This window comes from Paenibacillus sp. MMO-177 (genome assembly GCF_037147795.1).
GTDB lineage: Bacteria > Bacillota > Bacilli > Paenibacillales > Paenibacillaceae > Pristimantibacillus.
The window spans coordinates 135,048-148,029 of record NZ_JBBCUR010000012.1 but is presented as its reverse complement, the minus strand read 5'-3'; the positions used below and the strand labels follow the sequence as shown (position 1 = coordinate 148,029).

Sequence of the window (12,982 nt, the reverse complement as noted above, 5' to 3'; positions counted from 1 at the left end):
GATTGTATTGAAAGAGGTGGAGGGGCTAACATCTTTAGATTATTTTACGCGGTGCTCTTTTCGTGGATTATTGGTAGAGTGATTCTGGAAATGGTGAATTTCAAACTGATGTCAACGACGGAAATTCCGAATTGGCAATCTGTAATTATGTATAGTTTTATTATAGTTGCAGGATTGCTTATCTTTCTTCTGAATGTTCGCGATTACGGTATTCGAAAAGCCAAATACGGAATATTGGTCATCGTAGGAACATTATCTACCTTGTATTATTTGGATATCGGTCATAAGTATACAGAAGAATGGCGTTCGAATCGCGCTGATCAAAAGGAATTAAATTTACAGCGGTCGACTGCGGAGTACTATAAAAATATTCTTGACCCTATTTACTCCTTTAAAGAGTATCACTGGTTTTCGAATAAACAGACTTTATATACGTTCACTAAAAACGGTGACGTTAATGAAAAGGATATGGACTACATTTTAAAGGTAGTAAAGCCACTTGATCGGTTGGATATCAGTATTGAAATATACAGTCTCACCACTTCTAATGAATTGGTCATGAGATTCACAAATGAGAAAGACTTAATTGGATGTACGGAGCCTTTGTACCGTAACTTAGGAAAGACTAACATATGCAAGGACAATTAAATCGATAGTGGGAAGACGGAGATACGGATAGGTTGATGATCTGTGGAAGTGTTTAATGACAGATATTAAGCAGCTGCAATACATCCCTACAACAAAAATAAAGGCCAGAATTCCTCAATGGAATCCCGGCCTTTTTGGCATGCGTGCATCTCCTCAGAGTGCCGCTTTATTAAAGCCCTTAACAATCAACCAAACGGCAAGGATCATCTCGTTTGCGGCTACCGGCAGGGAGAGGAGGCCACCCCAGACCGACAACTGAGAGAATACGCCAAACATTTCGAACAGCGAGGCGCTAAACACGAGTACGGCGCCGGTCATGCCAAGGATCGGGATGAAGCGGGGGACAAGCTCGGATTTGTAGAAAATGTAGCTATACAGCATCGTATTAATGCCGAGCAAGAAGTTAGGGCCAAGCATAAAGGTCCAGTCATGCACCGCCAGGAACAACGTTCCGGCAGCTTCATAAGAAGCGGGATCGGGAGTGCCAGCGGAAACATATTGCCGGCTTAAGGTGACGAGGGACAGCATGCCAACGATGCCAACGGTGATAACGACGGCCTCGAGCAGGCGGAAACAAACATGTCCAAGGGCGATGCTTTCGTTATATTTTTTCAGAAAAGGATACATCGTGACCGCCGTGCCAACGGCAGAAGCAACAAGGATCAGTTCCATCAAGGCTCCGAGGATGATCTGGCCTGCGTGCTCAGAGCCGTTCGTCAGGTAATTCGCGTGGTTAAGGATAGGGCCGTAGAACAGAAGACCCAGTACGGCTGATACGGATGCGAGTATAAACAGGGTGCCGGTTACTTTGGGAGTTTTGGTTATGGAAACCATGGTATTCCTCCTCTTATTTATTGGCTCGTATCATCCCCGTAGAAGAAGATTTCTTCGATTGGCAGTCCAAAAGCGTGGGAGATTCGGAAGGCTAGCTCAAGGGACGGGGAGTAGTTGCCTTTTTCCAATGCGACTATCGTTTGTCTCGTTACGCCGACCTTGTCAGCCAATTGCTGCTGTGTCATCTCGTTATGATTAAACCGTAATTTGCGGATGTGGTTGCCGACAAGATTTTTAGCCATGTTAAACTCCTTTCCGGTAGTGATAAAGCTTCGTGATCGAGCCGGTAACGTCCGACAGGAAGCCGGAGGCAATCAGGATAAGGAACATCAGGTTTAACGGCCGATCGGTGGCCAGAGACACCATGGCAAGCAGAAAACCAAGAATAAACAGGAAAAAGGAGTTCCGGTGAGCTTTTAACTCTATGAGTTTATCCAGTTCATCGGCAAATGCCGGTTCTTTCTCCCCGGTGGTGATCCGGAAGATGATGTTGAAAATAATGCTGATCACAATATGCGCGACAATAGACACCAGAGTCAGAACCAGCACGAAGGAGCCCCAGTAACGGATGCTTTCCTCAAGTGCCATTCCTTCCTCCGGGTACTGCGCGTACTTATACAAGCAATAGACGGCGAAAATAAGCACGGCGCTAATTAACGTGGTAATGCTTTTCTTTTCCTGGTAGGTCAAGCGTTGTACCTCCTTGAATGGTAAAATAAGTTAAGTGCTATATACAAAATGTAATATAAACTATACTCAGTGTCAAGTTAACTTTACATAAGTGACAGGCCTATTTTTCGAGAAAAAAAGCCCTCCCACGCATAAAGCTTTGCGCGGGAGAGCCTTTGGGATAGATTTGACCGGATTAGTAACGGTCCATAATTAATTGCGTTTTCAGCGAATCCTGGGCGAGCAGCCAGCCTTTGCTCTTCAGATAAGCAGCCAGCTCATTATGCTTGGCAGAAGCTGAGGTTGCGCTATGGGTTTTGAAGGAAGCCTCAACGACATATTCCGTTCCGGTGCCGGCAGCGTTCTTGATCGGCCATACCTCAATGTACAGCTTCATGCCTCTCCAAGTACCTGTGGAACGCTTTGCAAGAACCGGCCCGTAGTAACGGGAGGCCTGCAGCTTGTTTTTTCCCCAACTTGCGGAGAGCCAATTGCTGAATTTATCCGGAGCGTTGCCAATCGTTAGGCTGCGAGTGTCGTTGATGGGCGGTAGATCCATGCCTGTGTAGCCGGCATTGCTAACGCTTGCGGAATAGGCCATACTGAGCGTTTTGTTCTGATCGCCCCATTCCACCTGTGAATCGTAGCTCTCGTCGCCGGAGTCTAATCCATCGTCATTGGGTTGGGTTAAAGCCGCATTAATATCGTCATTCGTGATGGCGTAGCGCTTCTTGTAGGTTAATTCAAAATGATCTTCGTCCTCTATCTTGCGAATGCGTATGCTCCATCCGTTATTCGTGATATCCTTGCTGTTCGTATCGAGGTAAGCAACATTCATCTTGGTTGTTTTCCTTGGCATCGAGAAGGCGTTTAGTACAGAGCTTGTCAGCTTGTAATCCGGTCCGAGCGTTGTTTTTGGGTTCATGAGCAGCTTGACCTCATAATCCGGAAACATGCCGCTTGCGGCAGGGGCCGGTGATGGCGCGCCTGCGGCCTCGGTCATAAATGCTGCGCCAATAAGGAAAACAACGGCGGTCGTTCTTAAAGAACGCTTGAACATTCATTCATCTCCTTGGTCTTCCGCAGAAGATTATAGCCAATCATTATTTACGGAAAAACACCTATGTATACCAGACTTGCAAGGATATAAGGTAAGGTTAGAAGTCAGGGACCTGAATCATGTATAATGCTCATATAGCATTGATAAGAGAGAGGCGGTTATTCCTTCATGAACAATATCGTATCGTTAAAATGGCTTCTTGCCCGCTTATATGAGACAGACCTCGTTATCGTCGACTGCCGCTTCCAACTTGGCAAGCCGGTCTCCGGCCGCGAGGCTTATGAAGCCTCCCACATTCCGGGTGCCGTATATCTGGACTTGGAAAAGGACCTGTCCGCTCCCATTGAAGAGCATGGCGGACGCCATCCGTTGCCGGATATTACAGACCTGACCATCGCGCTGAGCAAGGTTGGCATCGGCAACGAAACCCGCGTTGTCGCGTACGACGATCAAGGCGGAGCAATGGCTTCGCGCCTGTGGTGGCTGATGAAATATTTGGGCCATGAGCAGGTGTTTGTACTGGATGAAGGCTTTACCGCTTGGCAAAATGCCGGCTTCCCGGTGAACGCGGAGCAGAAGGTGCTCGTGCCTGCGCGCTACCTGGCTACCGTACAGCACAACATGCTGATTGAGATGGACGAAGTCAAAGAGAAGCTTGGCGCAGAGAACATTACGCTGATCGATTCCCGTGACGGTGCGCGTTACCGGGGCGAGGTTGAGCCGCTCGACAAGAAAGCCGGCCATATCCCTGGAGCTATCAACCGTCTCTGGTCCGAAGGCAAGGGAGAAGACGGCAAGTGGAAAAGCGCGGACGAGCAGGCAGCAAGATTCGAGGATCTGCCAAAGGACGAAGAGACCATCGTCTACTGCGGCTCCGGCGTAACGGCATGCCCGAACGTGCTTGCTTTGCAGGAAGCGGGCTTCACGAAGGTGCGGTTGTACGCGGGTAGCTGGAGTGATTGGATCTCTTATGAGGAGAATCCGATTGCGGTTGGGGATGAGTAAGGGCTGAGAGTTGGTTAGAAGTGATTTGAGACACAGAGCTCGGCGAGAGGGATGCCGTTGCTCTGTATTTTTTATGTTTTGTAGTCAACGTCAGGCACCACAAAAAAGCCGCGCTATCCGCGCGGCTCCCGCCTTAAAATCATTAAACCTGTACCCCCTGCTTCCGGTACACCTCCGGGAAATGATCGCCAACGAGCAACTCGCCCGGCTTTACGTTGACGTAGGAGAGCATGACGTGCTCGCCTACGGGTTCGTAGCGGGTGTGGCCCGGCATGTAGTGCACGGCGATGGCGCGGCGCTTCATCTCGGAGCGGTTGTTCGGGCTGCCGTGCCAAGTCAGGCAGTGGTGGTATCCCACTTGGCCTTTCTTGATCTCGAACGGTACGGCATTTACTACTGCATTGTTCGGTAGCATCTCCGGCTGTTTATGGTACGGCATGAAGTCCGGTGTATTCGCCAGATAACGCTGGTGGTTGCCCCACTTGTGGCTGCCCGGCACCATCCACATGCAGCCGTTCTCGATCACAGCATCGTCAAGCGCTACCCATGCACTGACGAGATCGGCAGGCTGGATGATCGGCCACAGCGGGTGATCCTGATGCCAGTTCGTAGGTCCGCCCGTAATCGGCGGCTTATATTGCACTTGGTCATGCCAGATGCGAAGCGAATTGGAATGGCACAGCTGCGCCACTTCCTCGCAAATGACCGAATGCGCGGCATGCTGGAGGAAACGATCGCTGGCAAGCCAGATATTAACGATCTGGACGACACTCTCGCTTGTGATCATTTTCATATTGTCATAAGGGGAATCCGAATCCAGCATGTTGCGATTCAAGACAGGCTTATTCACGGTCTCGCCGTTCATCACCTTATCTAGCTCCTCGCGAAGCTCCTCTACCTGGTCGTCGTTCAGCACGACCCCGCCTTTTAGAAAACCGTTGTTTTCAAACTCCGCGATTTGTGCTTGACTTAACATAGCGACAACTCCTCTTAAAATGAATTATCACCACAATAGACCGTGTACGGGCTATCGAGATGACTCATACCTCGAAAGCATAAGCTTAATAATCAATCGAAACTTGTGTTATGGCGTGATGTGCTAAGCATAGCGGAGTTTGCAAGCGGTGTATTTACAGATACGAAACAGGTCTTTGCACTTTTCAAATATCCTTGATCATTCCTGCCATGAGGTGATTTCGCCGTATGATCCAAGACCCACCGAATTCCTATCCGGATATCATCCTGGGCTCTATCGATGACCTGCAGCCAACGGTTAACTTTGCGAGCCGGGCCGAAGTGCCTGCTGCCGAGCAATGGGGGCCTCGCATGATCCCGGACTATCAGCTATTCTGCCTGCTTTCGGGCGAAGCCGAGATAAGTATCGGGCAGGAGCAATATACGCTGGCAGCAGGAGACAGCGCGCTGTACGGACCCCATTGTCCGCACCGAATTATCGCTCGAACGGGTGCCGTCTTCATCGGTGTTCATTTTGCTTACCGGCAGTCATCGCCGGAGCCTGTCCATCCCGCATTCTCGATTGAAGCCTGCAGCGAGGAGAAGCTTCAAGCCAGTATCCGTCCCAGCTACAAGCTTGAGCTCCCAAACAAAGAGCTGCTGGAGCTGCCGCCTTTTTTCACCAAGCCTGACCTTAAACCAATCCTGATGCGGATTGTAAAAGAATACATGAACGAGCAGCCGGGCTACCGCATCGTGCTGCGATCATTAATGACAGAACTGATCACCACTATCGTTCGCAATCAGCTGACGACGCGGCCGAGGTCGCCGGAACAGGACAAGATTGATCCTGCCCTCCAGGCGATCAATGAGCAGCCGGAGAAGAACTGGACCGTGAATGAGCTCGCAGCGCTATGCGGCTATCACGTCATTTATTTCTCATCGCTGTTTCGCAAATGTACCGGAGATAGTCCGAAGCAATATCTCATCAACGAGCGTATACGTAAAGCTAAATATTACCTGCTGAGCGGCGAAAAAATGGATGTGATCGCGGAGCGGCTAGGCTATGCCAGCGTCCATTATTTCTCCCGCAATTTTAAAGAGGAGACGGGTCTGACGCCTACGGAATTCAAAAATTGAAAGTCCAAACTCGATGCATCGATTATCGACTTACGGTATCCTATGTTATTCTAAAACTGTATCGATTGGATTTCCTATAATGAGAATCCGTTTACGCATGTCGGTTTGCTAATTGTAATAACATCCAACTCTTGATCGGAGGTTAAAACATTGTCAACTTCTACAGCCGTACAATCCTTGTTCCGTCCGTTTACTCTTAGGCAGCTTACACTGGCCAATCGCATTGTGATGGCGCCTATGACCCGCGCTATGTCTCCGAATGGGGTGCCTGGAGCGGATGTTGCCGCTTATTACCGCCGGAGAGCCGAGAATAATGTTGGCCTTATCATAACCGAAGGAACGGTGGTGAATCATCCCGATTCCTCAAACTCTAAGGATGTGCCTCACTTTTACGGCGAAGAGGCTTTAAAAGGCTGGGCTAACGTCGCAGCCGAGGTTCATGCCGCAGGCGGCAAAATTATGCCGCAAATCTGGCATATGGGCACGAAGAAGCAAGTGAATGACTATACCGAAGCCGAGATTACCGCTATTGTTCAAGCATTCGCCGACGCGGCCTCTGAAGCAAAGCGGATCGGCTTCGACGGCATAGAGCTCCACGGCGCGCACGGTTATCTGATCGACCAGTTCTTCTGGGAAAAGAGCAACCAGCGTACGGATCGTTACGGGGGCAGTCTGCTAGCCCGCACCCGATTCGCCGAAGAGGTCGTCCGGGCTTGCCGTGAAGCTGTTGGGCCGGATTTCCCGATTGTGTTGCGAATTTCGCAGTGGAAAGAAAGGGAATACAACGTGAAGCTAGCTTATAATCCTGATGAGCTGGAGCAATTCCTACAGCCGCTGGTGGATGCAGGCGTGGATATTTTCCATTGCTCGACCCGCCGGTACTGGGAACCTGAATTTGCCGGATCTGATTTGAATCTTGCGGGCTGGGTGAAACGGATCACCGGCAAACCGACGATTACCGTCGGCTCGGTTGGACTCGACAGTGATTTCATGACCTTCTTCACAGAAGGAAAAAGCTCTGCCACTACGGGAATTGATGGGCTTGTGCAAAAGCTCGAAAACGATGAATTTGATCTGGTGGCGATCGGCAGGGCACTGCTGGTTGATCCGGCATGGGCCAGCAAAATCCGCGATGGTAAATTGACTGAATTGGTGCCGTTCACGCCTGAAGCGCTGAAGACACTATTCTAAAAAGAAGCATATGTTGTAATCTGGAGCAGATTCTGCAGCTGGAGTGATTGGATCTCCTATGAGGAGAATCCGATTGCGACTGGGGATGAAGAGGGACCGAAAAACAGATAGCAGTACTTTAATGACGAATACACCGCCAAATTGCCCCAAGGCTTTGGCGGTGTAATTTAATGCCCCGAAACTCTCTGTACGAACATAATGTAGGCAGGGGTTTCCAAACTTGTAGAGGCTACTAACTCTTGTGTCCGGTTGCCTATATAGAATTGATAAAATCATATCAACAACTCAAAAGTCAAAAGTGCTCATTCAACATGAAGTCAACAAAACCAAACCTTGCTATACCACTCCTGTGAAAATAATATACCGTTTACATAATCCGTTTTCATATAGTCTGTTATCTTACCGTTTATTTTCCAAAAATTGTTTCAATCGTACGATCGAGTTTTTTATGAGTACAGATATTCTCTATGGAGAATAGGACAGGGCTCTTCAGGAAAAATATTGAAAAAATAAGGGGGTGGGCGCATGGTAACCCTTCCTGATGGCACATCTTTGCCCAGAATCGGACAAGGTACGTGGTATATGGGGGATGATCCGTCCAAGAAAAATGAAGAGCTTCGCACGTTAAGACGCGGTGTGGAGCTTGGATTGAACATGATCGATTCGGCTGAAATGTATGGCGACGGCAGATCCGAGTCCTTGGTTGGAGAAGCGATCGAAGGGATACGAGATCAAGTGTTTCTGGTATCCAAAGTGTACCCGCACAACGCGGGACGGAATCGCATCGCCGTCAGCTGCGAACAAAGCTTGAAGCGGTTAAAGACGGACCGCCTCGACCTTTATCTTCTTCACTGGAGAGGAAGTATTCCTCTAAGCGAAACGGTGGAAGCGATGGAGCAGTTGGTCGAAGCGGGGAAAATTTTGCGATGGGGCGTCTCGAACCTGGACACGGACGATATGAAAGATTTGTTTGACGCGGCGCGAGGGACGAATTGCATGGTCGATCAGGTGCTGTATCATCTCGGTTCCCGCGGCGTAGAATACGACCTGCTTCCTTGGCTGAGAGAGCGAAAAATCCCGATGATGGCCTATAGTCCACTCGCCCAGGCGGGGACTTTACGAAGAGGGTTGGTTGAGCATCCAGCGGTTAAGGAGATTGCCGATAGACATGGTGTTAAGCCGCTTCAGATTCTCTTGGCTTGGTGCATTAGAAGCGGTGACGTGATTGCCATTCCTAAGGCGTCGACAGCAGCGCATGTCGAAGAGAATGCGGAGGCGGAACGTATTAAGCTTACCGAGGAAGACTTGGGGATGTTGGATGAGGCGTTCCCCGAACCGACTAGAAAGGTACAGCTCGACATCATTTAAGAGGGGAAGAGTAAGGCATAGCGTGTTCGGAGATTAGATCATTTGAAACCTATGCATTCAGAAAAGCATATTAGTTTAGGGGCTGTGACAGGTTGCCGGTGGGCAGGCTGTCACAGCCCCTTTTTTAGTATAAAACAGCACTACTTGAATGCACCTATATCTACGGACGATCCCTTTTTCCTACGGATGAAACGCCAATCGATGAATAATGCGATGATCAAGGACAGGACGCCGAGCAAAACGGGTACACCAAACGTTTCAAAAGAGAAGGAGCTCCCCTCCAGCTTCAGGTGGTCGGTGGCGCGATATTCGAGCCGTTTGGCGGCAAATTTGGCCGTCCGTACATCCTCCTGCGCGGCTAAATCCTCGAACGCGGGATCCATGGCGAACTGGTCCGCTGCGTCGCGGTGCAGGAACAGCAGCTTCGCGTTGTTACCGCCGCTCTTCCATTGGTTGATGTCTTCGCTGGCCGCAGACTCGGCATCGGCGCCTACAACAATCATTTTCTCCAGCTTCGGCACGTTTGTCATCTGGTAACGCGCGACCAGATTGAGTCCGTGCTTCGTTACGATCGGTTCGTTCGCGTTAGAAACGGTCAACGTCGTCGTTGTACCGGACGCGGCGTATGTATCGAATGCGGCGGACAAATCCAGTTCATCGGCACCGTTATACAGCAACACGCCTGCCTTTACTTTTTTCCATTGATAAGCGTTGTTCAGTACGTACGTTATATCTCTTAACCCGGCAACGAACGGTTTCATTTGCGGGTTTGTCACATAATCGTAAGAAGGATAGTTCATCTCTTTCGCCACTTTCTTCGCTGCCGCCTCACCCAACTGCTGGGAAATGACGTATAGCGTAGCGTCGATCCCCGACGTCAGACCCGCGGAAGATACGATATTCCCCTGCGGGACGAAGCGTCGATCTTTCACCCAATGGATTTCCGGATATTTCTTAATGAGCCGGTTGATGTCTCCCCAGTGCGTCGCGGCCGATTTGCCGTTCAGCAAGCCGGTATCCGCAAGGTTTTCAGCCCCGTTGCAAATGGAGATCAATGTCGTCTTGTCGCTCGAATGCTTCCGAATCCATTCACGGACGGGCGCATATTTTTTTTCGTTCAAAATCGGCATAAACGGAATGACGATAATGTCCGGGCTTTTGCCGAGCATCGCATCCATTTCGTCAAATGAATAATGCGGCACGACATCAAGTCCGCCAGTTAGCGATTTAATTTGGCGATCGGGGGCAACGGCGTATACATTATAAGCTTTAGTCATCGCAAACATCTCGTACGGGACGAGAAAATCGAACACCTCCGTTGCTTCGTTCGCCAGGAGCACGGATACCGTCGGTTTGCTTGCGTCATATTCCGGTACCTTCACGTTCGTCAATGATGGGGGAGCTTTGTCGTAAACCGACATGCCGGTATTCATCGTATGAACGTACCCGATGGCGCCTGTTCCCCCTACGATGACGATGAATACGACAAGATAAAGAAAAATGCGTAATATAGTTTTCACTTGCTTCGTCCCTTCCAACTGGATTGCTTACCCATAAAATGTAACAAAACAAGTTATTCCGTTCATCAGTCTGCGGTTTGGTAGAGGGGCTCGCCTAACGTTGGAGCAGCCACTGGACCCTAGTCTATGTTCTTTTTTTGTCATGACTCGATAGGGCTATAAATTCGGAATTCAGAATAGAATTAGTTCTTTGGACATATTCTTTAATATTAAAAATGAAGGAGGCCTGACTCGGATTATGTCACGTTTGCGACGCACTAGGGGACTGGCACGGAAACGGCAGTGGGGGACGGAGCGTGACCCAACGCCGCTGTCCATTTTTCATGACAAGCCATCAACTCGGAAAATGGTATACAGCCGCTTAGCTATTATTTTCACTATCGGTTTTTGGATTACATATGTAATAACGACGATTATAAGGCAATACTTCATTGGCCCGAATACGTTCCGCTTCGTAATGGAATCTCTCGGTTATCTGGTGATTGTCACACTTCTGACTTTCTCAGCGCTCATGTATCTTCTAGCACGACAGGGTGCCTTGCAGCGGTTTAGTAAACATGTGCGCGTACCTCGTGCAGAGATTGATAGATACTTCGACAAGAATCAACCAACGATCACCGTATTAGTACCGTCATATAATGAAGAGCCGGGAGTAGTGAGAAAGACTCTGTTATCTGCTGCCCTACAGGAATATCCCCATATTCGGATTGTTCTCCTTTTAGATGATGCTCCATATCCGACCGATCCGGACACTTTAGCCCGACTTAATGCTACTAGGCAGCTGGCAAAGGATATCGAACAATTATTAGCCGAGCCCCGTCTGCTATTTGAGTCAAAACTTGCGGAATTCCTTCGCGAAGAGCCATCTTCATCGCATGCCAGTCTAGCGGTTACGAAGGAGCTGGCCGAACACTATGCCTGGGCGGCCGATTGGTTAGATCAGCTCGGCAGCAAGGAAGAGAAGGGCGATCATGTCGGGGAGTTTTTTGCACATGATGTGGTGGGCGGTTTATCAGAGGAGCTGCGCTTGGTTCATGAAGCTTTGATTGCCTCCTACAACGACAAGGCGAGGCTTCCCGTTTCCAGGGTTAGTCAGCTCTATCAACGTTTGACCTGGATATTTAATACGGAACTTGAAGTCTTTGAACGAAAAAAATTCGCTTCATTATCTCATGAACCCAATAAAGCCATGAACCTTAATTCCTATATCGGACTTATGGGCCGCACGTATAATCAGGTAGATACGCCAGATGGCCCTATACTGGTGCCCGCATCCGGAATTCGAAGCGGCGAGAATATTGTTTTTCCGGACAGCGAATTCGTGCTTACCTTGGATGCGGATTCCATACTGCGCACGGGTTACTGCTTGCGCCTGGTGTATTTCTTGCAGCAGCCGGACAATGCCCGTGTTGCGGTAGTCCAGACCCCGTATTCATCATTCCGCGGAGCCGCTACCCGCATTGAGCGGATTGCTGGAGCCACAACGGACATCCAACATATTTTGCACCAGGGTATGACTTACTATAATGCGACATTTTGGGTTGGAGCTAATGCCGTTATCCGGAAATCCGCATTGGAAGACATCGGTGAGACGGAATGGGTGGGGGGCTTTGAAATACGGAGGTTTATTCAAGACCGCACGGTTATCGAAGATACGGAATCCAGCGTCGATCTTGCCAAGCATAATTGGACGCTTTTCAACTATCCGGAACGTCTAAGCTACAGCGCAACACCGCCTGACTTCGGTTCACTCATTGTACAAAGACGCCGATGGGCAAATGGCGGTCTTATCATCTTGCCAAAGCTGTGGTCCTTGGTTCGAGATCGTAAACGGCATGGAAACATGATGTTGAAGACTGAGATTTTACTTCGTTTGAACTACCTGACTTCCATTGCGTGGGCGAGCTTTGGGCTAATCTTTTTGTTAGCTTACCCCATTGACGGGCGGCTCCTGAGTCCCTTTGTACTTCTGGCGGCATTGCCATACTTTTTAGCGATGGCCAGCGATTTGAAATATAGCCGATATAAACGGAGCGACGTCTTCAGGATTTACGGCTTCAACTTAATACTCTTACCCGTGAATTTGGCTGGCGTGTTGAAATCTATGCAGCAGGCCTTAAGCGCCAAGAAAATCCCGTTTGCCCGGACCCCTAAAGTGAAGGAACGGACAGTTTCCCCCATGCTTTACGTTATTTCGCCGCTTATTATTATTGGCATTTCATTGTTTACTTTGTGGCAAGGCAAAGTGCAGCAAAACTGGGGAAATGCCGCTTTTGCAGCATTTAATGCCATTACTGCCTTGTGGGCGGTCGTTGAATTTATAGGAATTAAAAATACGGTCGTTGACGTATGGCTAAGCGTCCTGAATTGGTTATACGTACCGGTGAAGAAAAAGCAGATCGATCAGGAGAAGGAGCATGCGCATCGTGCTCACTGGCAATCCATTCTTTATCACGGCGATGCCGAGATGCGGCTGTCTGAAAGTGCGCTCGATCATCTTGCGTTGACTGCCAGAGCGCCCCACCTTGAAGAAAAAGAAGTGATGACATCATGACCGGCGTCACGAAGAGTCTAGTAGGTGAAAGGCGTTTAT

Annotated in this window: 12 protein-coding genes; 6 read left to right on the top strand and 6 right to left on the bottom strand. The window is 49.3% G+C overall.

The genetic code is table 11. The annotated features are described in order from the left end of the window. Window positions 1-108 precede the first annotated feature (108 nt). Window positions 109-648, top strand: coding sequence for a hypothetical protein (locus tag WFK81_RS26910; RefSeq protein ID WP_336790041.1), 540 nt, complete (start codon window positions 109-111; stop codon window positions 646-648). Between the two features lie 153 nt (window positions 649-801). Here the strand turns inward: WFK81_RS26910 and WFK81_RS26905 are convergent, their stop codons facing one another. The 4 genes from WFK81_RS26905 to WFK81_RS26890 form a co-directional block, all read right to left on the bottom strand. Next, window positions 802-1,482 carry a DUF4386 domain-containing protein gene (locus WFK81_RS26905; RefSeq protein WP_336790040.1) on the bottom strand — a complete coding sequence of 227 codons (681 nt, stop codon included), beginning with the start codon at window positions 1,480-1,482 and terminating at the stop codon, window positions 802-804. A gap of 17 nt (window positions 1,483-1,499) precedes the next feature. Continuing rightward, window positions 1,500-1,724, bottom strand: coding sequence for a helix-turn-helix transcriptional regulator (locus WFK81_RS26900; RefSeq protein WP_336775646.1), 225 nt, complete (start codon window positions 1,722-1,724; stop codon window positions 1,500-1,502). Between the two features lies 1 nt (window position 1,725). Further along, the gene (locus tag WFK81_RS26895) at window positions 1,726-2,172 is read right to left on the bottom strand and encodes a hypothetical protein (RefSeq protein WP_336790038.1); all 447 of its coding nucleotides are present in this window, start codon (window positions 2,170-2,172) and stop codon (window positions 1,726-1,728) included. A 175-nt stretch (window positions 2,173-2,347) separates the two neighbouring features. Then, complete coding sequence (locus tag WFK81_RS26890; protein ID WP_336790036.1) at window positions 2,348-3,211, bottom strand: hypothetical protein; 864 nt, start codon at window positions 3,209-3,211, stop codon at window positions 2,348-2,350. A 168-nt stretch (window positions 3,212-3,379) separates the two neighbouring features. Here WFK81_RS26890 and WFK81_RS26885 point away from each other — a divergent pair, with 168 nt between their 5' ends. Then, window positions 3,380-4,216: a sulfurtransferase gene (locus WFK81_RS26885; RefSeq protein WP_336790035.1), complete on the top strand. Its 837-nt coding sequence runs from the start codon at window positions 3,380-3,382 to the stop codon at window positions 4,214-4,216. Window positions 4,217-4,358: 142 nt separating this feature from the next. On the opposite strand, the gene WFK81_RS26880 is transcribed toward WFK81_RS26885, so the two are convergent. Continuing rightward, window positions 4,359-5,192 (bottom strand): phytanoyl-CoA dioxygenase family protein, encoded by an 834-nt coding sequence (locus WFK81_RS26880; protein ID WP_336790033.1) that lies wholly within the window; start codon window positions 5,190-5,192, stop codon window positions 4,359-4,361. A 227-nt stretch (window positions 5,193-5,419) separates the two neighbouring features. Here WFK81_RS26880 and WFK81_RS26875 point away from each other — a divergent pair, with 227 nt between their 5' ends. From WFK81_RS26875 to WFK81_RS26865, 3 genes are all read left to right on the top strand, one after another. Beyond that, a complete protein-coding gene (locus WFK81_RS26875; protein WP_336790031.1) occupies window positions 5,420-6,310 on the top strand; it encodes a helix-turn-helix transcriptional regulator in 891 nt (296 codons plus the stop codon). A gap of 150 nt (window positions 6,311-6,460) precedes the next feature. Continuing rightward, a complete protein-coding gene (locus WFK81_RS26870) occupies window positions 6,461-7,501 on the top strand; it encodes an NADH:flavin oxidoreductase (protein ID WP_336790029.1) in 1,041 nt (346 codons plus the stop codon). A 525-nt stretch (window positions 7,502-8,026) separates the two neighbouring features. Continuing rightward, the gene (locus WFK81_RS26865; protein WP_336790027.1) at window positions 8,027-8,869 is read left to right on the top strand and encodes an aldo/keto reductase; all 843 of its coding nucleotides are present in this window, start codon (window positions 8,027-8,029) and stop codon (window positions 8,867-8,869) included. A gap of 140 nt (window positions 8,870-9,009) precedes the next feature. Here WFK81_RS26865 and WFK81_RS26860 read toward each other — a convergent pair whose 3' ends face one another. Continuing rightward, window positions 9,010-10,389: a DJ-1/PfpI family protein gene (locus WFK81_RS26860; protein WP_336790025.1), complete on the bottom strand. Its 1,380-nt coding sequence runs from the start codon at window positions 10,387-10,389 to the stop codon at window positions 9,010-9,012. 238 nt (window positions 10,390-10,627) lie between these two features. Between WFK81_RS26860 and WFK81_RS26855 the strand changes: the two genes are divergently transcribed. Then, on the top strand, window positions 10,628-12,943 hold the full coding sequence (locus WFK81_RS26855) for a glycosyltransferase family 2 protein (RefSeq protein ID WP_336790023.1): 2,316 nt from the start codon (window positions 10,628-10,630) through the stop codon (window positions 12,941-12,943). The last annotated feature ends 39 nt before the right edge of the window (window positions 12,944-12,982 follow it).